This is a genomic window from Geminocystis sp. (assembly GCF_041753295.1).
Lineage (GTDB): Bacteria > Cyanobacteriota > Cyanobacteriia > Cyanobacteriales > Cyanobacteriaceae > Geminocystis.
In genome coordinates this window covers 52,165-74,254 of record NZ_JBGSUU010000104.1, presented here as the reverse complement: position 1 = coordinate 74,254, position 22,090 = coordinate 52,165, and the positions used below count along the sequence as shown (strand labels likewise).

General features: G+C 32.7%; 15 protein-coding genes. 6 read left to right on the top strand and 9 right to left on the bottom strand.

Annotation, left to right across the window (positions count from 1 at the left end):
* The first annotated feature begins 5 nt into the window (after nt 1-5).
* Complete coding sequence (locus tag ACEW8E_RS11930) at nt 6-1,847, top strand: peptidoglycan D,D-transpeptidase FtsI family protein (protein WP_373480568.1); 1,842 nt, start codon at nt 6-8, stop codon at nt 1,845-1,847.
* A 3-nt stretch (nt 1,848-1,850) separates the two neighbouring features.
* Here the strand turns inward: ACEW8E_RS11930 and ACEW8E_RS11925 are convergent, their stop codons facing one another.
* Together ACEW8E_RS11925 and ACEW8E_RS11920 are read right to left on the bottom strand one after the other, a co-directional pair.
* A complete protein-coding gene (locus ACEW8E_RS11925; RefSeq protein WP_373480567.1) occupies nt 1,851-2,624 on the bottom strand; it encodes a pentapeptide repeat-containing protein in 774 nt (257 codons plus the stop codon).
* A gap of 291 nt (nt 2,625-2,915) precedes the next feature.
* Complete coding sequence (locus ACEW8E_RS11920; RefSeq protein ID WP_373480566.1) at nt 2,916-3,320, bottom strand: NIL domain-containing protein; 405 nt, start codon at nt 3,318-3,320, stop codon at nt 2,916-2,918.
* Between the two features lie 268 nt (nt 3,321-3,588).
* On the opposite strand from ACEW8E_RS11920, the gene ACEW8E_RS11915 reads away from it, so the two are divergent.
* Complete coding sequence (locus tag ACEW8E_RS11915) at nt 3,589-4,140, top strand: thioredoxin family protein (RefSeq protein WP_373480565.1); 552 nt, start codon at nt 3,589-3,591, stop codon at nt 4,138-4,140.
* Between the two features lie 113 nt (nt 4,141-4,253).
* Here ACEW8E_RS11915 and pth read toward each other — a convergent pair whose 3' ends face one another.
* From pth to rpsB, 4 genes are all read right to left on the bottom strand, one after another.
* A complete protein-coding gene (pth, locus tag ACEW8E_RS11910) occupies nt 4,254-4,883 on the bottom strand; it encodes an aminoacyl-tRNA hydrolase (protein WP_373480564.1) in 630 nt (209 codons plus the stop codon).
* 30 nt (nt 4,884-4,913) lie between these two features.
* Complete coding sequence (locus tag ACEW8E_RS11905) at nt 4,914-5,807, bottom strand: hypothetical protein (RefSeq protein WP_373480563.1); 894 nt, start codon at nt 5,805-5,807, stop codon at nt 4,914-4,916.
* Nucleotides 5,808-5,928: 121 nt separating this feature from the next.
* Complete coding sequence (tsf, locus tag ACEW8E_RS11900; protein ID WP_373480562.1) at nt 5,929-6,588, bottom strand: translation elongation factor Ts; 660 nt, start codon at nt 6,586-6,588, stop codon at nt 5,929-5,931.
* Between the two features lie 137 nt (nt 6,589-6,725).
* A complete protein-coding gene (gene rpsB / locus ACEW8E_RS11895) occupies nt 6,726-7,526 on the bottom strand; it encodes a 30S ribosomal protein S2 (protein ID WP_373480561.1) in 801 nt (266 codons plus the stop codon).
* Nucleotides 7,527-7,910: 384 nt separating this feature from the next.
* On the opposite strand from rpsB, the gene ACEW8E_RS11890 reads away from it, so the two are divergent.
* A complete protein-coding gene (locus ACEW8E_RS11890; protein WP_373480560.1) occupies nt 7,911-8,195 on the top strand; it encodes an HU family DNA-binding protein in 285 nt (94 codons plus the stop codon).
* A 68-nt stretch (nt 8,196-8,263) separates the two neighbouring features.
* Nucleotides 8,264-9,310 carry a threonine-phosphate decarboxylase CobD gene (cobD, locus tag ACEW8E_RS11885; RefSeq protein WP_373480559.1) on the top strand — a complete coding sequence of 349 codons (1,047 nt, stop codon included), beginning with the start codon at nt 8,264-8,266 and terminating at the stop codon, nt 9,308-9,310.
* A 50-nt stretch (nt 9,311-9,360) separates the two neighbouring features.
* Here the strand turns inward: cobD and ACEW8E_RS11880 are convergent, their stop codons facing one another.
* Both ACEW8E_RS11880 and ACEW8E_RS11875 read right to left on the bottom strand, forming a co-directional pair.
* Complete coding sequence (locus ACEW8E_RS11880; RefSeq protein ID WP_373480558.1) at nt 9,361-9,594, bottom strand: DUF4327 family protein; 234 nt, start codon at nt 9,592-9,594, stop codon at nt 9,361-9,363.
* A 149-nt stretch (nt 9,595-9,743) separates the two neighbouring features.
* Nucleotides 9,744-11,411, bottom strand: a complete 1,668-nt coding sequence (locus ACEW8E_RS11875; protein ID WP_373480557.1) for a glycoside hydrolase family 3 N-terminal domain-containing protein — start codon at nt 11,409-11,411, stop codon at nt 9,744-9,746.
* A gap of 181 nt (nt 11,412-11,592) precedes the next feature.
* Here ACEW8E_RS11875 and ACEW8E_RS11870 point away from each other — a divergent pair, with 181 nt between their 5' ends.
* Nucleotides 11,593-14,010, top strand: coding sequence for a glycosyltransferase (locus ACEW8E_RS11870; protein ID WP_373480556.1), 2,418 nt, complete (start codon nt 11,593-11,595; stop codon nt 14,008-14,010).
* A 14-nt stretch (nt 14,011-14,024) separates the two neighbouring features.
* Here ACEW8E_RS11870 and ACEW8E_RS11865 read toward each other — a convergent pair whose 3' ends face one another.
* The gene (locus tag ACEW8E_RS11865) at nt 14,025-20,783 is read right to left on the bottom strand and encodes a choice-of-anchor I family protein (RefSeq protein WP_373480555.1); all 6,759 of its coding nucleotides are present in this window, start codon (nt 20,781-20,783) and stop codon (nt 14,025-14,027) included.
* Nucleotides 20,784-21,018: 235 nt separating this feature from the next.
* On the opposite strand from ACEW8E_RS11865, the gene ACEW8E_RS11860 reads away from it, so the two are divergent.
* Entirely contained in the window at nt 21,019-22,038 is a 1,020-nt protein-coding gene (locus ACEW8E_RS11860; RefSeq protein ID WP_373480554.1) for an FkbM family methyltransferase, read from the top strand.
* The last annotated feature ends 52 nt before the right edge of the window (nt 22,039-22,090 follow it).

Below are 22,090 nucleotides of genomic sequence, written 5' to 3'. Positions count from 1 at the left end.
CAAAGATGAACGTCTTTAAACTCAATTCTCAAAAAATAAATAAACCTGCTTCTTCCAAAAATTGGTTTAATCAACTAAAAAATGAAAATCCTAAGTTTACCTCTCTTAATTTTAATTTTTTGGTAAGGTTAATTATTATTTGGTTGGTGCTAATGTTGGGAGCAACGGGTTTACTTTGGCGTTTATACCAATTACAGATTAAACAAGGGGATGAGTTAACAAAAAAAGCTAAACAGCAACAAACTTATAATTTTCGTCCTTATATTCCTCGTCGCTCTATTGTTGATAGTAGAGGAAATGTGATAGCTCTTGATAAAGTTGTTTATGAGATTTATATCCATCCGAATCAGTTTGTCAAGACAAAAGAAGAAGTGGCACAAATGTTGTCTGATATTCTCAAAGATAGAGATAAAAATGAGATTTTAAAACTTTTAAATAGTCGCAATTCAGGAATTTTATTAGGAAAAAATATTACCGAAGATCAAGGTAATAAAATTAAAGAACTTAGCTTAAATGGTTTTGATTTTAATCGTCGCTATGCCCGTTTTTATCCTCAAGGTGAACTTTTAGCTGATATTATGGGCTATGTGGATACAGAACATTCAGGACAAGCAGGAATAGAATATAGTCAAGAAAAACTTTTAGAACGAGATGTTTCCTCTTTACCGATGAAATCGATGTTAACGGTTCAAAAAGATGGACAAGGTGCAATTATTCCGGGTTCTTTACCTGATGGTATTGTGAAATTAGATGATCTGCAATTAAAATTAACTTTAGACTTAAGATTACAAAGAGCAGTACGAGAAGCCCTCAAAAATCAACTTAAAAAATTTAATGGAAAAAGAGGGACAGTCATCGTTATGGATGTTCATAATGGTGCAATTATCGCTTTAGCTTGTGAACCTACGTATAACCCCAATAAATATTCTCTTTACGATTTCTCATTATATAAAAATTGGTCAGTTACGGATACTTATGAGCCCGGTTCTACCTTTAAACCTCTTAATGTAGCCATCGCTTTGGATGAAGGAGTGATAACCCCAGATTCTTTAGTATTAGATGCGCCAAGTATTAATATAGATGGTTGGCCTATTGCTAATGCTTCTAAAACGGGAAAAGGTTGGGTTAGTATCACTAAAGCGTTGGAAGTTTCTAGCAATACAGGAATGATTTATATTATGAAAAAAATAAATCGTGCCAAGTATTACGAAAGACTGCAAGAATTAGGACTCAATAAATTAATGGGAGTAGATTTGCCCTTTGAAGCGACAGGTTATCTTAAACCGAAAGAAATCTTTACCGCTAGAGATATTGAACCGGCTGTTTCGGCTTTCGGACAAGGACTTTCATTAACGCCGTTAAAATTAGTGCAATTACACGCTGCTTTAGCTAACGGAGGAAAATTAGTCACCCCTCATGTGGTAGAAGGTTTAGTAAATGCGGAGGGAGAGTTAAAATCTGTACCAAAATTACCTAGTAAACAAATTTTCTCGGAAAGTTCTGCTCGTAGTGTAGTAAAAATGATGGATTCAGTGGTTGCTAATGGCACAGGAGAAGCAGCCCAAATTGACGGCTATCACATTGGTGGTAAAACTGGTACATCTCAAAAAGATGATGGAAAAGGTAGATACCTTGTCAACGCCAAATTTACAAGTTTTGTGGCTATTTTACCCACCAATGATCCTCAGTATGTCGTTTTTGCAGTAGTTGATGAACCTCAAGGAGGTAATACATTTGGTTCAACGGTTGCTGCACCTGTTGTCAAAGAAGTAATGAATTCTATAATTCGTATCAAAGGAATACCTCCTGCTTATCCTATCGGTTTGAAAAAAGATAAGAACAAATAATTGTCAAGCCGTGATGACATTAAAAGATGAAGTAAATCCATTGTAATAAACTGGTATCGTCACCTGTGATATTTCTAGTGGAGAAGAAAATAGAGCTAATTCTTGATGTAGATTAACATTGATGGAATTTTGTAAAACTAATTTTTTTTGATTAGGAGTGGGATAATAATAATTACATATAACAGAATCAAGTTTGGTACTATCATTAATAATCCAATCATCAATACAAATTCCTGTTAAATTAGCTCCTGAAAATTGAGCAAAACTAGCATCTACGTCACTTAAATCAACTTCAGTTAAATTTGCTTGAGTAAAATTAGTTCCAATAAGTTTAGCAGAAGTTAACGTTGCACCTGTAAGATTTGCGTTACTCAAATTGGCGTTTCTCAAATTAGCTTTAATTAAATAAGATTCCATTAAATTAACATTACACAGATTAGCGGTATCTAAGTTTGCCATACTTAAATCTGTTTCTGCTAAATAGGCATTTTCAAGATTCGCTTTAAAAAAAGAGGCTTTGTAACAATTTGCTCGTCTAATATTAGCATCCTTTAAATTTGCTTCTTGTAAATTGGCTTTAGTCAAGTTTACTTCAATTAAATTACTATGGCTAAGATTAACGTTTTTAAAATTTCCGTCAGCTAAGTTAAGATTAGCTAAATTTCGGTTACTTAAATCAGCACCGCTCAAATCAGGTATTATTTCAGGATGTCTGATACGCCATTGATTCCACACATCAATATCTTCTACTAATAACAGATGATCTTGATTTGCCATAATTTTTAAATTGACTTGCTTTATTTATTTGTTAACATTACTTAACAATTTAACATATATTTTATGTTTTTGTATGAAAAATCACAATAAATAATCTTAGATTATGATCCATTAGGCTTTACTGAAAAAGTATGAGTTATTAGGTATTCGGCATCAGGTAGCAGGTTTCAGGTTTAATCTCCTCAAACTCCGGTGATTAGTTAATTAATGAATTGAAAATAAAACAATCAATTTTAGTATAGTTTAAGTCAATTTTAATTTTTTTTCCCTTTGCCTTACCTTAAATGTGAGTTAAAGATTGGTAGTAATAGCTTGTACGGGACAAGTTGGAATACATTGTTCACACACTACGCAAGTTTGTTGACGAAATTGTAATTTATAAGTATTTTGATTTAAGGATAAAGATTCTGTGGGGCATACTCCTGTACATAAGCCACAATGTACACAGGTTTCCTCGTCAATAATAATTTCTCCAGTGGTAAGAGAAACGTTGATGTTATTAGCTTTCATCCAGTCAATAGCGGCATCTAATTGATCGATGTCTCCTGATAACTCTAAGACTAATTTACCTACCTGATTTGGTGCAACTTGTCCTCTGATAATATTCGCTGCAATGTTAAAATCTTTTGCTAATCGGTAAGTAACAGGCATTTGCACTACACTGCGAGGGAATGTTAAATTTACTCTTTTTTTCATAATTTTTTAAAATTTTTGTTGATTTAAGAAAGAAGATAATTAAAGAAAAAGTTGATAAATACTTATTTTTATTTACGATAATTTTGTTGATTTAAGAAACGAGATAATAGTTACTAGACTTCTTGCAGAAGTGGAGTAATGAGTGATAAGTAATGAGTAATGAGTTAAGAAATTAACGTTTTCCATCCTAAAATAGATTTTACTTTTTATTTTGCAAGAGGTCTACTGTTATAATTGATAATTAACTCCAATTTATTCATTAATTTTTATGTCTGAAAATAACATTAATTCAGTTAATCAAATCCGTAATCTTATTATTGCTTTAATTGCCATAATTTTTGGTATCGTTTTAGTTTTAAGTTCCCAAACTACGGTTAATTCTGAATCTTTGGAATCTCAAGCTAAACAAGCTATACCTTTAGAATTGGCTGTTAATAATGGAAAACCATCCCTAGTAGAATTTTATGCTAATTGGTGTACCAGTTGTCAAGCTATGGCTAGTGATTTGGCTATTTTAAAACAAGAGTACCAAAAAGATGTTAATTTTGTCATGCTCAATGTTGATAATACTAAATGGTTGCCAGAGGTTTTAAATTACAATGTTGATGGCATACCTCATTTTGTATTCTTAGATAATCAAGGAACGGCGATCGCCTCCAGTATTGGAGAACAACCTTACAATATATTTAAAGAAAATTTACAAGCATTAATTGCCGAAAAATCTTTACCTTATGTTAATTTGAATGGGAATATTTCTTCTTTAAAATCTAATAATGAAATTATCGAAGGAAATAACGATAATCCTAGAGATCATAGCTAAATCTAATTTTATGATTACTTTGGCTCAAATATATTAACTTTGAACAATAAAAATATAGTTAAATATTAAATTTAATTACATATTATTTAGGCAAAATCAAAAAGATATAAAAACTATTTTATTTCTGGGTTAAATTCTTCAAAACTGATAAATTTTTGGTTATAAAGACTCATGGCTTTTTCAACACCATCTCGTAAACAAACATGAATAGTATCATAAGTTAAAACCATTAATTCATCCATAACTTTCCCCTCGGTTTTAGAAAATTTACCCAAAACATGACTAATAGTTTCTTTTTTACCGCCAGATTTTCCGATACCAATGCGAAAACGAGAAAAATCTTGACTGCCAACATGAGAGATAATGGATTTCATTCCGTTATGGCCACCTGCCGAACCTGATAACCTTAATCTGATTCTGCCAAAGGGTAAATCCATGTCATCATAAATCACTAAAATGGAATCTGCATTTAATTTATACCAATCTAACACCGCCCTTACAGATTGACCAGAAAGATTCATATAAGTTAAAGGTTTAACTAATCTAATTTTACGACGATTAGGGGCAATTCCTTCACAAAATAAAGCATTAAATTTATTATTTTTTTGCCAAATAAAACCCCATTTATCGGCTAAATAATCAACTATTTCAAAACCGATATTATGCCTAGTTTTTTCATATTTCTTTTCGGGATTTCCTAAACCAATAATAACGTCAGGAATAACTAATTTTTTTTCACTCATTGTTTATGAAATAAATTATTTGATTACTAATTAATCTATCCAACTACTTCGCCAAGCAAATTCTGCCTGTAAGATGGAATATTGTTGGTTTTTTTTCTGAAATTCACTATCTAAAGATTCTAAATTTTTCATCACATCTGTGATTTTTTGTCTAATTAAATTTAAAGTTGAATTATTAAATTCAATATCAATTAATCGTAAACAAATAGCCACAATAGGAGTAATATCGAGACTTTCTGATTTATCTTCTTTTTCGATTAAAAGACTTAATAAATTAGGTGCACCGCTAAAAATAGAAGTATTTTCTTCTGCTTCTAAAGCCATTTCTAAAATTTTATTTGGTATATTATTTGGTAAAATACCAGCTTCTTGTAAATATTTATTAGTGCGATGAGAAATTTTAGTTAGACTATCTTCTATAGACTCTTCAATGTTTAATTGAAATTTAATTAAATTTTCAGGACTTAAATCATTAGAAATTAATAAATCTTCTTCATTACTTTTATTTTCATCCTTCAAAGAAGATATTTCTTTTATTGAATCTTCCCTTAAAATTTCTTCATTTTCTATACCTTGTAAAGAAGAAAAAAAATTAATTATATTTTTATAAAAATCTTTAATTATTATATTATTTGGTACTTCTATTAAATGTAAATTATTAAGTAAATCTGTAATAAAAATTTGATCTAACTTTTTAATTTTTGTTTGTAAATTAATTCTTTGTTGATAACTTAAACTCAAGAAAGAATCAGGATATTTCTGAGTACATATTTGATAAGTAGCTAGAATTAGTTGATTATTAACAATAGGAGTTAAATTTTCAAAATACTTCTGATAAAAACCTTGTAAATTAGTAGCTAAATCTTGAATTTTAGTATTTAAAATTATCAAATCATCTCGTAATTTTTTAATTGACTTACTCATTATTATATATAACGAAAGAGGACAATAATTTAACTTTTAATAAAGCAAGACAACAAAATAATGGGAGAAAACGAGGAAACTAGAAAAGTTCTTAATTCCCTGTTTTCTTGATAATTAATAATTATTTCAACCCTGCTTGGGCGGCAACTTCTTCAGCAAAATTAGTTACTTCTTTTTCAATACCTTCTCCTAAAACAAAGCGGTTAAAACGGCGTACTTGGATATTTTCGCCAATTTTAGAAATTTGTTGAGTGATTAATTCTTCAACAGTAATACCTTGCTCTCTGATATAAGGTTGACTGAGTAAACACATTTCTCCTAAACGTTTTTGGATTCTACCTTCAACGATTTTTTCTTTAATATTTTCAGGTTTATTACCTAAATCATCTCTACCCATTTCAATTTCTTTTTCTTTGGCAACGATGTCTTCAGGAATATCAGCAATTTTGACATATTCTACATTAGGACAAGCTGCAATTTGCATCGCAATATTTTTCGCTAAAGATTGGAAATCTTCACGACGAGCAACGAAATCAGTTTCGCAGTTAACTTCAACTAAAACACCGATTCTACCACCAGTATGAATATAACTTTCTACGATACCTTCGGCGGCAACTCTACCAGCTTTTTTCTCTGCTGAAGTAATACCTTTTTGACGTAACCATTCACTAGCTTTGGCTATATCACCATCATTTTCCACGAGGGCTTTTTTACAATCCATCATCCCCGCATTTGTTTTATCTCTAAGTTCTTTTACTAATTTAGCAGTAACTTCAGCCATAATACTTATATTTTAGTTTAAATTATCAATAATAATCATTACACGAATTGACCTTAATACCTGAGAGTTTTTTTGATATTACTCAACAAGTATTAAGGGGAAAGAGGAAATAATTTTCAATCTTAATTACTAACTATTTACTCTTCTTCTCCAGTATCTTCGTCGTTATCTTCATCTTCGTATTCATCGTCATAATTAACCTCACCAGTGGCTAAAGATTCTTCAAATTCATCGAATTTTCCTTCAGCAACCGCTTTACCATAACGTCCTTCATAAATAGCATCGGCTAATTTACCAATAATTAATTTAATGGAGCGAATAGCATCATCGTTAGCGGGGATAGGTAAATCTACTAATTCAGGGTTACAGTTAGTATCTAACATGGATACCACAGGTAAATTGAGTTTTTGACACTCTTTGATGGCATTATGTTCTCTGCGAATGTCAATAATTACGACAACATCAGGTACACGACGCATATCTTTAATACCGCCGAGATATTTTTGTAATTTATTTAACTCACGACGTAAAACAGATGCTTCTTTTTTTGGTCTTCTATCTAAAGCACCAGTTTCTTCTAATTCTTCTAAATCTTTAAGACGTGCTACTCTGGATTTGATAGTTTCCCAGTTTGTAAGCATTCCGCCTAACCAACGTTGATTGATGTAAAATGCACCACAACGAGTAGCTTCTTGAGCAATAATTCCAGCTGCTTGACGTTTAGTACCGACAAACAATACTTTTTTACCGCTTTCGGCTGCTTTTTTGATATAGGTATAGGCTTCTTCCATTAACTGTGCCGTTTGTACTAAGTCAATGATATGTACCCCATTTCTAGCGGTGTAGATATAAGGGGCCATTTTGGGATTCCAACGACGAGTTTGATGTCCAAAGTGAACACCAGAATCTAATAGCTCTTTTAAGCTAACTACTGACATTTGTTTTCTCCTTATTTTCGGGTTTATCCTCCATCTGAGTTAGTTCTATTTCTTCTTTTTAGAAACACCCGACATCTCAGATGTGCGAATTTAGACAACTTTACTAGTATATCATAATAATGCTTTTTTTTCTAGTTTAAGAAGATTTTTATGGTTGATCATGTAATTTTAAAAGAGCAATTTGTTACAATTCTTTACAAAAATCCAGAAAATTGTAAAAAATTCGAGAAAAACTATAAAATTTAATCATTTCAGCGTTTAATCATGTAATATCAGATCTAGTGTTAAAAACAGTAAAACACTGAGTTGATGGTAATTTCAGCTAATTAATATCATTAACTCAATTTTTATGACCATCATGTTTAATCAATTGGAGATAAATTTATGAACAAAGGCGAATTAGTAGATGCAGTAGCGGCTAAGGCAGACGTAACGAAAAAACAAGCAGATAGTATTATCAGTGCGGTTGTTGAGTCTATTATGGACGCAGTTTCGGCTGGAGAAAAAGTAACTTTAGTGGGTTTTGGTTCTTTTGAAGGCCGTGAAAGAAAAGCCAGAGAAGGACGCAATCCTAAAACAGGAGAAAAAATGGAAATTCCGGCGACTAAAGTTCCAGCTTTTTCGGCGGGTAAACTTTTTAAAGAGAGAGTAGCACCTCCTAAATCTTAGTTTTGTAAAAAAATAGTTTCATGAATCAAGTAATAAGTAAGAAAATATTTATCTAATTACTAATTAAGATGCAACCAACTCACGGAGGAAATTTAGATTGGGCTGTCAGTATTGGTAACTGTCCTATTTCGGCTGTGTTGGATTTTTCCGCTAGTATTAACCCTCTAGGTCCTCCTGAAAGTGCTATTGTTGCTATTAATGAAGGTATTACTCAATTATGTAACTATCCTAATCCTGATTATCCGCAATTTCGTCAAGCCATCGGTAAATATCATCATCTTGAAATAGATTGGATTTTACCGAGTAATGGGGCGGCGGAATTATTAACATGGATAGCTTGGGAAGCCTATAACTTAGATGGTGTTTTACTGCCTTCTCCTTGTTTTTCTGATTATAAACGAGGGTTAAAAACCTTTAATATTCCTTGGGAGTTTTATTCTTTAGAAGATTTAGAAAAGGGCTTGAATCAATACAAAAATTTTGCGTTATTAATTAATAACCCTCATAATCCTACAGGAAAGTTATGGAGTAAAAATACTCTTTTTCCTTATTTACATGAGTTTCCATTGGTGATTATTGATGAAGCCTTTATGGACTTTTTATTACCACAAGATCAAGAAAGTTTAATTGATGTGGTAGAAAGTTATGATAATTTAATAATTTTGCGCTCGCTAACTAAATTTTATAGTTTACCCGGATTAAGAATAGGTTACGGCATCACAAATCCTGAGAGAATTAATCGTTGGAGGAAGTGGCGAGATCCTTGGAGTGTAAATATTTTAGCCGCTTTAGCTGGAGCGGTAGCATTACAAGATACTGCTTTTCAAGAAAAAACATGGCAATGGTTGAAACCGAGCCGAGAAAAATTAAAAAAGAGTTTAACAGAAATTGAAGGACTGCACCCCCTTCCTAGTAGTGCTAACTTTATATTAGTAGAAACCAGAATTTCAGGTTTACGATTACAGTTAGAATTACTAAAACAGGAACAGATTTTTATTCGTGATTGCATGAGTTTCCCCGAATTAGGAGAAAGGTATTTTCGTGTTGCCGTCAAAAAAGACGAACAAAATGAGCGATTGGTTAATGGACTAAGAAAAATTTATGACAATATTTGATAACATGAATCACAAATAAAAATGATCAATTAGGAAATTATGATTGAGTATTAATCATTATCCCAATTTTCAGAGGACATTAAATCACCAATTTGATCTCTGAGAAGATAATCACATTTTTCCAATTCACATTCAACACAAACCCACTCTCGGGCAGGAATATATTGACATAAAATATAGATAGGTTGGTGACGACTTACCGTTCCTTTTTCGACTAAATGGCGTACTTCGTCTTTAATCATATTAATGGAATAATCGTTCGCAGTTTTTTCTAACGTTTTCATCTGCTTTTCCCCATAAACTTAGTTTGGTTAATCTTTAATATAGTCTAACTCATTGACATCGTAAAGACTTTGTTAATGTATATTTAGATACTTTTTTCTTCCTTTTCTCAGGAAAACCCCTTTTATTTCAAGAGTTTCTGTTAATTTCGTTACAAAAAATTATCTTTTTCAATGTTAAGGTCTGTTGACACTCCAAATAATTGACCACAAGCTAAATTTTGAGCTTCTTTCATTTGACCATAGCTAAATAACCAAGGAATATCAGGGTTAAGACGTTGTAAAAACCAATCTAAAATATAAGGACTACCGTAAATGATAATACCTTTAATATAATTAGTTGTTAATAGTTCTTCATAAAAAGCCTTCCCTGAATCTGTTAAACCTCCATTACCCAAAAAAGGATTGCCTCGAATAAAAGCCTGTAATAAAATAGGTTGATCTTTATATTGTGCTAAGGATAAATTACGATGATCAAAAAGTTGAGTTTGATAACCGTAACTTTCAGGAATAGTAACCGACGGAGTTTGACGATCAAGAAAATCACAGTTCAATAAATCATGGACTACTACTAAATTTATGGCTTGATCGGTGGCTTGAAGGGGTAATTTACCATCTTGACTCATACTTTGTTCTAAAATTTCATTTACTGTAGCGATCGCCTCTGAAGTAGAAATAACATCCATTGGTTGATTATCATCCTTTGGGAAAGAAATTATTTTTTTACCTTCCAAATTCGGAGTCATAGAGACGAAATTTTCCTCAGAGTTAAAGGAAGCAGAAAATAACTTAGCTTTAGCTTGATAAATCCTTGCTAAACTTTCATCAATTCTTTCCTCCGATAAAATACCATCATCAATAGCTTTTTCGATGGCATTAACCGCCGTGAGGGGATTTTCTGGCATTAATAAAATATCTGCACCTGCTTGAATAGCTTTAACGACAATTTCTTCTTGAGAAGCATATTTTGAGACTCCTCCCATAATTAAAGCATCGGTAACAATTAATCCTTGAAAACCCATTTTTTTTCGTAATAATTCCGTCAAGACTGAATAAGATAAAGTGGCGGGATTAACACAATCTAAAGCCTCTACTAACATATGTGCCGTCATGATACTATCAACACCTTTATTAATCGCCTGTTGAAAAGGTAACAATTCAATTTCTTGTAAGCGGTGTAAATTATGATTAATTTTTGGTAAATCTAAATGAGAATCCGTAGAAGTGTCACCATGGCCAGGAAAATGTTTTGCTGTGGTTAAAATAGGATAAGGTTTACAACCATCAATAAAAGCCTCCGCTAAATCTCCCACTACTTGAGGATTGTCGCCAAAAGATCTAACATTAATGACAGGGTTATCAGGATTATTATTAACGTCAGTTATCGGTGCTAAAATCCAATTAATTCCTATGGCTAAGGCTTCTCTAGCGGTAATGTTACCCATTTTTTCGGCGTATTTTTTTGCATCCATAAGGTTAAACTCGGCAATTTTTGATAGTGCCATGGGAGGGGGAAACCAAGATGCACCTGTAAATCTTTGTCCTACACCTTCTTCAATATCAGCAGCAACGAAAAGAGGAGTTTTTGCCCATGATTGTAACTGTTTAGTGCGATAAGCTATTTCCCCACAACTACCACCTAATAAGATAACTCCTCCTAGATTTAATTCTGCTAACCAAATTTTGAGTTGAGATTGGGTAGCTTCCCATGTAGGGTAACGAATTTGATGATCAAAAATATAACCTGTTGTGCGTACAACTATCAATTGTCCAATTTTTTTTCTTAATGATAAATGGGAAGAAACCATTGCCTTATCCATTAATTGATTCTCTTGAATTTATTAGTTAATAAAGATTATGCTATGAAAACTATAGTATAATATTTTATAATTTTATTTTAGTCTAAAAATGAAGCTAAATAAACTTGTTATTGATTAAATTTTAGACTCCAATAATCATAAAGTAAAATTAGCTTTAATTCATTATTATTATCAATTTAAAATGAGTAATAATTATATTATATCCATTAAAAAATCATTCCCTAAAAAAAGGAGAGCAATAGTAAGTATTTGCTCTAATAATTATTTTCCTTATGTAAGAATATTATTTAATACACTTCAAAAATATCATCCTGAATCAGAACTATTTTTATGTTTAGGAGATAAGCAAGATTCTCTATTTCCTCTTGATATAGATAATATAACAATAATAGAAGCTGAAAAATTAAATATTCCTCATTTTTATGATTTTGCTTTTCGTTATGATATTATGGAGTTTAATACTGCACTAAAACCTTTTATAATGCAGTTATTACTTGAAGAATATAATTTTGAACAAGTTGTTTATTTAGATCCTGATATTGAATTATTTGCTCCTCTTGAATCAGTATTTTTTGCTTTGGATAATGGCTCAGATTTTGTCATAACTCCTCACATTACACAACCATCGGAAGAAGACGCTTATCCGGGAGATATTGGCGTAATGCAATCAGGTATTTATAACTTAGGATTTATTGCTGTAAATAATAGTAATCAAGTTATTAATTTTCTACATTGGTGGGGAAGAAAACTACGTTTTTATTGTCTAAATGAACAACATAATGGTATCTTTGTTGATCAAAAATTTGTTGATTTATTACCAGCATTTTATGATAATGTAAAAATTTTAAAAGATACCAATGTTAACGTTGCTTATTGGAATTTATTACAAAGAAAATTAGAAAAAAAAGATCAAAGTTGGCTTGTTGATGGAAAACCTTTAGTATTTTTTCATTTTAGCGGTATAGATATTAATAATAATCAAAGATTATCAAAACATAGTAATGCTTTTAATAGTAATTTATCACAAGATTTACAAGAACTAATAGATGATTATATCTCTAAACTTAAATATTATAGTTTTTCTAACAATATAATACCTAAATATATTTATAATAAGTTTACTAATAATGTTTTTATTCCTACTATTATTAGGCAAATATATCGAAAATTAAATAACATTTGGTATGAAAATCCTTTTATTTCTTTCTCTGATTATTTGAATCAATTTAATTATAATTTTCATCAAAATTCATCTGACTTTCCTTTAACTAATTTGATGGTTTTTTTCTGGAAAAATCGTTTAGATTTACAAACAAGTTTTAATATTTTTAATCATAATGAAGATAGAAAGAGATATACTTTTTGGTTTCTGGAAACAGCAGAAGAGAATCAATTTGAATATTATTTTTTAGAGCCTATTTTAGATAATATTTCTCATAAACTTAGTCATTATAAATCTCTTTCTTTTTTACAAAATAACTCTAATTTTCCTATTAATGTTATCGGTTATTTAAAAACTGAAACTGGTGTTGGACAAGGAGGCAGAATGGTTATAAAGAGTTTACAAACAGCTAATATAAATGTTGAAGGTTATCATATTGATAATATCGAGAGTCGTCAAAATGATAATCAAATAGAAGATTTATTAGTTGCAAAAATTAATTCTCCTATACATATTTATAAAGTCAATGCTGATCAATTAAGAATAGTAAAAAACCTAGTAAAAAACTATAGTAATAAACCCGATTTTATTATTAATATTCCTGGGTGGGAATTAAGTAGATTTCCTCAAGAATGGGTAAGTAATTATGATGATATTGATGAAGTTTGGGCAGAATCTAAATTTGTACAAATTGCTTTACAAAGTAAACTTTCTCTTCCTATTATACATATGCAACCAGCAGTATTTTTAGAAAATTTTAAAGCTGTAAATCGTGAATATTTTAATCTACCAAAAGATCGATTTCTATTTCATTTTAACTTTGATTTTAGTTCCTTTTCAAGTCGTAAAAATCCTGAAGCAGTTATCACTGCATATAGAAGGGCTTTTCGTCATCAAAAATCAGATATTTCTACGGCTTTAGTAATTAAAAGTAGAGGTTATGATCCTAATAATAAAAACTATCAAAAATTGTTAGAAATAATTGACGGAGAAGAAGATATTATTATTATTAATGAATATTTGAGTCATAGTGAAGTTATAGCTTTAATGAATTGTTGTGATTGTTATGTATCCCTACATTGTTCTGAAGGTTTTGGCTATACTTTAGCAGAAGCAATGTTATTAGGTAAACCAGTAATTGCGACTAATTATTCTGGTAATTGTGATTTTATTAATCAGCAAACAGGTTTTCCCGTAGATTATAAATTAGTTTCTTTAAAATCCGATGAATATCCTTTTTCTCAAGGGCAAAAATGGGCAAAACCAGACTTAGATCATGCTGCTTGGATTATGCAAAAAATGGTAGAAGATTCTTCTCACACAAAGCAAATTGCCTTAGCAGGACAAAATAAAATAGCTACCGATTATTCTCCCATAAGTGCAGGACAAAGATATATTAAACGTTTAGAAAAATTAGGATTAATTGTTAATTGTTAATTGTTAATTATTAATTATACAACTACTTCAAAAGCAATTCCCTCTTGAGTAAAGCTAGAGAAATTTTGTTGGATACTTTGACGTTCTTCTTGTCCGACAAAAATGTAACCGCCCGATACCGTAGAGAAACGGTAAATATCTTCTCCTTTTTGAGCATCTGCACCATAGGTATAAAAAGCTAATCCTTCTTGTACAAAACCAAAGTTATTTTCTGTTAATAGGCTTTGACGTTCTTGTTCACCAACATATAAGTAAGCACCACTAACATCTTGATTACGGAAACGATAAATAGGGATTAACTCGTCATCTGCTTCAAAAGACACTTTAAAAGCTGCTCCTTCTTCCACAAATCCGAAGTTACCTTGTAAAACACTTTGTCTTTCTTCTTCCCCTACATAAAGATAAGTACCATTTCCTGTACGGAAGCGATAAATTTGATCGTTTAAAAGAGGATCAGTTCCTTCTAAAGTGGTATCATTGCGGAAATTGAGATTTTGAATACGGGTGTCTTCAGAAATAGGTGTATCCCCTTCATTAAACCCTTGATTAGCATCAGGATAAAATGCTGCTAAATACTCCCCTAGAGCATCTTGCTCACCAGCCACTGCTAAACCTTGAGCATTATCAGGTAAATTAGGATTATCTAAGTCTGCGAGTTTGACAACATTTTCAAAATAGAAAGAAGGATAACCGTCACCTCCACCAGCTAAAAAGTCCAGAATCACCATTTTATAGCTAGTATCAGGATTAACTTTAAATTCCCCATTAGAGAATATTACTTCTTTTGTACCATCTTCACGGTTTAAAACTAGGTTTTGGATTCTTTCTCCAGCCACTTCAACACCTGTTGCCAATCCATCATCATCACGGGTGAATGAAATAGCTGTATTATCAGGATCAAAACTAAAGCTAAAACCACCAATTTGACCGAATTGTCCGGGGGTGACACCTTGCGCCCATTGTGCCACAAAATGCTCTGCTAAATCTTTGATGCCTTGAGCAGAAATATCAGCAACAGATAGTTTATTGTCGAAACGTAAGGAGTTGGCTACATCTAATTCAGAAATATCTCCTTCTTCTTTGCCTACTGCTGGATTAGCTTGGGGAGGTAATTGAATTAACTCGTTTGTGCCACCATCAATGAAAGATACCCCAATTTGATCTCTGATACCGCCACCATTTTTCACGGAAATATCGATTTCTAAACCGTATTGTTGAGCATACCAAAGGTTAGCATCGGCGGTTAAGTTACCTAAGTTGGTTTCTTCGGTTCTAACACTGCTACGCAATCCGTTAAGATAAACTTCTGTATTACCAAAAATATTACCGTCTGAAGAATTAATAAAGTTTCCTACGTTGTCAACAATTTCCACTAACTCAGCATCAGCAACGGCTTTTACTTGCTCAAAAGTAGTAATATTTTCTTCATAAAGTCGATCAACACCAGCAATATCCGTAGCAAAAGTACCGCTATCATCGCCAATTTCAATGATTTGACCATCGGGATCAAATTCTACGATTAACTGTCCTAAATAACGATAATTAGGAGCGGTATTAATCAAATAAACGTCATTACCTTCAGCATCTTGAAATACTTGAGGATAGGGTTGCAATAATTCGGGAGGAGTTTGGGTTTCATCTTGACGGAGAGGATCATCTGTATTTGCCATGACACGATGAGAACCACCACCCATGATAATATCAACATCAGTGAGTTTAGTTGCTAAAGCCTGTTCAATTTCAAACTGCTGTAAGTGAGTCATCAAGACAATTTTATTGATACCTTGACTAACTAACTCATCCACAAAAGGTTGAATATTATCTGCTAAAAGTTGGGCGTTAACTTCAATCTCTCGACTGGTGGGATTGGTTAACATGGTGATACCACCGATATTGGCAATTTGTGGTAAGTAAGGTACAACTGCACCAATTACCCCGATTTGTTCGCCGTTGACATCGATAACAGTACTTTGAGTTAAGCTGTTTGGTAAGGGTGCTTTTCCAGATTCTACTACTAAATTTTTTAAGTTAGAGCTATCAGTGGAATAATCTAAGTTAGTAGCTAAATAAGGGAATAATGCACCTTGATAACCCGTATTAGGATCAATGCCTACTCCTTGAATTTCTGTATTGGGAGCTAATATATTATAAAACGTACTAGGTCCTGCATCAAATTCATGATTACCAACGGCAGCAGCATCCCAACCTAATTCATTTTGAATTAATATATCTGCAATGCCTTGTTGTCCGTAAATATCAAGACTAGCATTAAAGAAAGGTCCTGCAATGAATAAATCACCAGAGGTTAATTTTAAGGTATTGATATATTGTGCATCTAAGGCATTCATTACCGCAGAAAAACCGATGGCATCTTGTAAGGCTGGAATACCAGCTTCTTGATCCGATGCGTGAAGTAGTTGTAAGGTAAAGTTTTTATTGGTATTTTCGAGAAATGCTAATTGTCCACCTTCGACTAATCCTTCCGTTGTAATGACTCCATCACGAAGAGAGTGAGCTTGAACATCAAATAAGAATAATGTTCCGGGGGTTTCATCAAATAAATTAGAAACATCAATAATACCTGAAGATTCCCAGTTTCCAATATCATCAGGGCTACCATCGGTTTGTCCTTCTGGTACAGCAGTCCGATCGATCTGACCAATACGAGTTAAGATACCTGTTTCGGGGTTTAATTCCCAAATAGAGGCTTCTTCTCCAGAAGTTTGACCAAATCCGCTAAAAGAGCGATCTTCCTGAATATATATTAAGCCGTTACTTGACCATTCGAGGTTATCAGGACTACGCAAACCAAAATCTGATCCCTCAAATTGACCATCTCCTGCGTCATCACCATCGAAAAAAATATCAACTTGGGCAGTAATATTATTCAAATCACCAAAGTCCACATCAATTTTATAAGTCGTACCCCAACTATCTTCAGGGAATAAACTATCACGCCCAGTGGAAGCTAATACGGCGATTGTACCATCTTGAGGATTAGTGGCAACGTCTTCAGGACGAGAAAACTTGAATGCACCCACCTCTACAGCTAAAGCATCTTGTTTTTCTTGAGTGGCAAAACCTTGAGAATCATAACCCTCTGTATTTGCTAAATCAGGGCGGTAATAATCAATTTCCACAAAACTACCTGATCGACCTTGTGTAGTACCATTAAACTGACTAGGATCAATATCTCCATTATCAGCAGTCCAAACGTAGAGTTTGCCTTGAGCTAATCCATTGCGTACAAGAATATTAGCCCCTTCTCCTTGACCTTTTTCACCAATATATAGGAGTAAAGGAGCACCACCTCGATCATCGCCCACTAAGAGAGCAATTTTATCTGTTGTGCCAGTATCTAATTGGGTTACATTTTCCCATGCAGCACGTCCTAACCAAGGTAAAGCATAGAGGGTTTTTGTTTGAGAATCAAGGGCAAATTCTGTACCGCCCTCGGTTTCTTCCCCTGTGAAGAATAAACCATCGACTAAACCACGATTTTGACCAAATTGATTAGCCACAAGATAATGGGCTGAACAAAGACGATTTAAGCCCATAAATTCAAGATCTGAGGCTTCGTCCACTACTTCACCACCACGGTTAATAATGGTGTCATAAGCTAATCCAGCTCCTTCCAATTGACGGGTATCTTTGTTGATGTCAAAGAAACTAACTCTTCCTCCAGTTAATTGAGTACCATTAGCAAGAGTATAAGCATAACCGACACTGTTACTTAATTCATGGTTAGCTAACACTCGAATAGTATCATCATCGAAAGCAAATGCTCCTAAACCATCAAGAATACCGGGAGGAACATAGTATTGCTCAGAAGGGTTTGCGATAATCTCTCCTACGGTAAAAACAGGATCGACTTCAAAAGTTCCTAAACCTTGCATTTGGGCAGGTTGATTAGAAGGAGTAAATCCAGTATCTATTTCAAAAACATTTGTTGTGTTACTAACCTCATTACTTACTACTAACAAGGGTTTACCATTAGGGCTATCTTGTGCATTGATAAAAGTTAAACCTTCAGGACCAGAATCTGTTAAATTAGTTTCAGGATCTTGTTCAAAGTCACGGGTGTTAATATATTGGACAAATTCAGGAGTATTAGGATTACTAACGTTATAAACCATAACCCCACCGATGCGCTCTAAACCTACGAAAGCATAAGTTTGTCCGTTAATAGTTCCCACTGTAACACCTTCAGGCTCAGGGCCTTTGTTATCACTGCGATTTTCAAAGTCATTATTGGAGTTACTAGCATTGAAGTAGTCAGGAAATGCTTGAGCGGTAATACGTTCTAAATCGTCTCCGCTATCGAAAACGAGATTACCTTCACTATCCCAAATACTAAATGATCTGCTACCAAAAGCATAAATTTCGTCAAAATCTCCATCCCCGTCGGTATCACCTAAAGTATTTGTTACCGTTAAACGTCCTAAATTTGCGTTTTCTTTTAATTCGGCAGCATTAGGAAAAGCCGTAGGATCTAGTACATAACTATCATTTCCCAATCGGATTTCTTCATTATAAATATCCCCTTCGTTAAAACCTTCTAAAATACCATCTCCAGTGGGGCGAACTCTTGCATCTCCTTCGTTAGCCGTGACGTAGTAAGTTTGACCATTAACAGTGTAGGATGCAATGGAATCAGGTTGATACATCCCAAAAACTGGTGCATTGCGAATATTAATTACATCATCTCGATCACTTGTGTCTAAACCGTTAGATTGTACTTGAATAATACCTAAAGTTATGGGTTCGGGAGTATAATCATCATTAAGGGTAAATGTACCATCACCGTTAAGGGTAATTCCAGCTACACCAAAATCATTATCGTTAATAACGGAGATAGTGTTATCTCCCATGTAGGCTAAGCCTTCGACTTTTTCTACCGTGTTGTAACCTGCTTTATTGAGATTTACATAGAGATTTTTATTAATAAGATTAATTCCTTGAGAAGTTAATTCTTCAGGAGTCATTTCGTCAACGGTTTTAAAAACTCCTCCTCCTAAATCAATGGGTGCAGATTGGTTAGTAATATTAGTTGCACCATCTAAACTAAAGCGATAGACTTTCTTCTCAATGTTACTACGAGGATCGCTATCGATGGCATCATCGTCTCTTTCAATGACTAAAAATTCACCATTGCCAATATAAACCGCATCTCCAATTTTATCTGGGCGAGTGTTATCTTCCGTACCCAAATCACGGTTATCCATACGGTAGAGATATTCAGCCGTAGTGGTTTTTGTGGTAAGATCAAATTCGACAATACGAATGTTATTTAAACCATTTAACGCACTATTACCGAGGGTTTCAGGGTTACGAATGGGACTTTGAACAAAAGCGTATAACTTGTTATTCTCTGTATCTAAGGCAACGGCTTCAAAACCTCTATTTTGTCTTCTTTGGGCGATAACCGCAGGTAAAGTTTCGATACCAAAATCTCCGACACTTCCTCCAGCCGCAACTCCAGTGCCTTCGGGTACAAAGCGATCAATTAAAGTACCATCGGTATTAAAATGGTAAATAGCAGGGCGATATTCATCCACCATCCAAAAAGTACCATCTTGCGCGACTACGATGCCTTCTAAGTCTGCACCAAAAGGATCAAGAAGGGTGATTTGGTTATTGTTTAAATCAACAGGGATTTCATCATTATAGGGGGTGTTACCAGTACCATCGGTAATATTGATATTAGGTAAACCTGTAATGGGAGTGCCATCGGCTTGTTTAATACTAATTCTATCGGTGATAGTAACTTCTCCCGTAGTTTGATTTAACTCAAATCGAATTATCTCAGGGCTAAAATCAGGGAGTAAGAAAGGGCGTAAACTTCCAGTGGGTTCACCATTAGGTCCTCGATCAGTATGGGTGATATACTTAAGTTTCCCATCGGCGGTTTTACCTTCAAAAAATAAACCAGAGAAACCACCTAAGAGAATTTCTTGATTACCAACAGTTGTACCAATGGAGGGTAAGTTGTTAATTTCATAGGTTTCCAGTGTACTAGAGTTAAAACTATGATCTTTAAATCCTAAAGGTAAAATACTTTCAACAGTAGCTGTGGCAATATCCACAACGGCGATCGCATTATTTTCTTGTAACGTTACCCATGCTTTAGTACCGTCTCCAGAAAAAGCGATATACTCAGGTTCAACATCTTGAGCTACAGTAGCATTAGGTCCAAAAATACGGACACCATCATCACGAAGTTGATCGATTTGACTGTTAAAAGCGGTAAAAGTAGCTTGTTGTAATGTGGCGTTAGCTATTCCTCCACTAATATCAATTATACTAATTGAACCTTCAGGATCAAAGCTATAATCTTCGTTAGGCTCACCTTCATTGGCACTTAAAACTTTAGTACCATCAGGAGTAAATGTCACCATATCAGGTAAAAAGCCGACAGTTTGCTTACCCAAAAATTCCCCTGTGGAAGTATTAAAAAACTGAATTTCTCCTCTAGCTTGATTACCTGTAGCAGTTTCTTTGATAGCTAAGGCAACGGCAATAATTCCTTCGCTAACAGTGCCTTTCTTACCTACTGCAACGCTATTAGGTATCAATTCAAAACCGTTGGTTACTGCGGAAATATCTAACGCTAAATCGCCAATTTTAGTAGAATTTGTGACATTAGCGAGGTTTAAAATTTCGACAACATCACCAGCGACAATAAATAATCTTTTACTAAGAGAATCAAAAGCGGGGATTTCTGCACCATTATCACTGGCAAATCTACCAATAGGATTGAGATTAATTGTCATTGTAATTCTTGCGATGGCTAATTAACTATTTATTTTACAAGCCATAATTTGACTTGATTTAATATCTAAAATAACCCAAATAAATTAAGAGAATATTAAGTAAATAATAAGGAATAGTTAACTTCCACCATAAACACTAATGAATTTATTTTATTAGCTCTAAATTCTGATTCAAGACAATTAAAATAATTTAGGATTGCTATAGTCGTTTATTAAAAAAATCTAACTAAAAATTATGTTTATTTCTTACGCTCAAAACTTTGAAGATGTTTTATTAAATCGTATTTTTAAAAATCAAGAAAAAGGTTTTTATATTGATATTGGTGCGCATCATCCTATTTATGATTCAGTTACTAAGGCTTTTTATGAAAAAGGATGGACTGGTATTAATATTGAACCAGTGCCTAAAATTTTTCATTTACTTGAAAAGGATCGCCCTAATGATCTTAATCTTAATATAGCCATTAGTGATCGACAAGGAGAATCAAATTTTTATGAATTATTAGATACTGGGTTGTCAACTTTTGATAGAGAAATGACTGAAAAACTGGTTAAAAAAAATGGTTTTTCTGTACTGGAATATCCTGTTATAGTGAAGACATTAGGTGATGTTTGTCGTCAATATATTAATCAACCTATTGACTTTTTAAAAATAGACGTAGAAGGCTGGGAAGAAAAAGTAATTTTAGGCCATGATTGGCAAAATTTTCGTCCAAAAATTGTTCTTTTAGAAGCAACTATTCCTAATTCTTCTATTAGAAAAGAAACTAATATTTCTGATTTTTTAAATAATTATAATTATCAACATATTTATTTCGATGGTTTAAATGATTTTTATTTAGCTGAAGAATTTTCCCCCTGGAAGAATTTTTTTACAACTCCTGTTAATGTATTTGATAAATTTATTTGTTTTTCAGAATATGACCAAAAACATCATATTAGTAATTTAGAAAAAAATATTGATATTAATAAAAATCAAACAAAAGATTTAAACTTTCAAATTAAACATTTAGAAAAAATTTTATTAGAACAACAAAAATTAATAGATCAAAATAATAGTGAGATTTTAAACACATATGATATAATAGCAAAACATAAGGAAAAAATAATTAATTTAGAAAATACATTAAAAAATTTAGGAATAGAATTAGATCAAGAAAAAGAAATGATAAAAGCTATGGAAAGTAGTAAATTTTGGAAACTTAGAAAAAAATGGTTTAAAGTTAAAGAAAAAATAGGTTTACCTATCAATTAATAGTAACAAATAACATTCTTAAAATGTATATTTTAAAGACTTAAATAAGTTT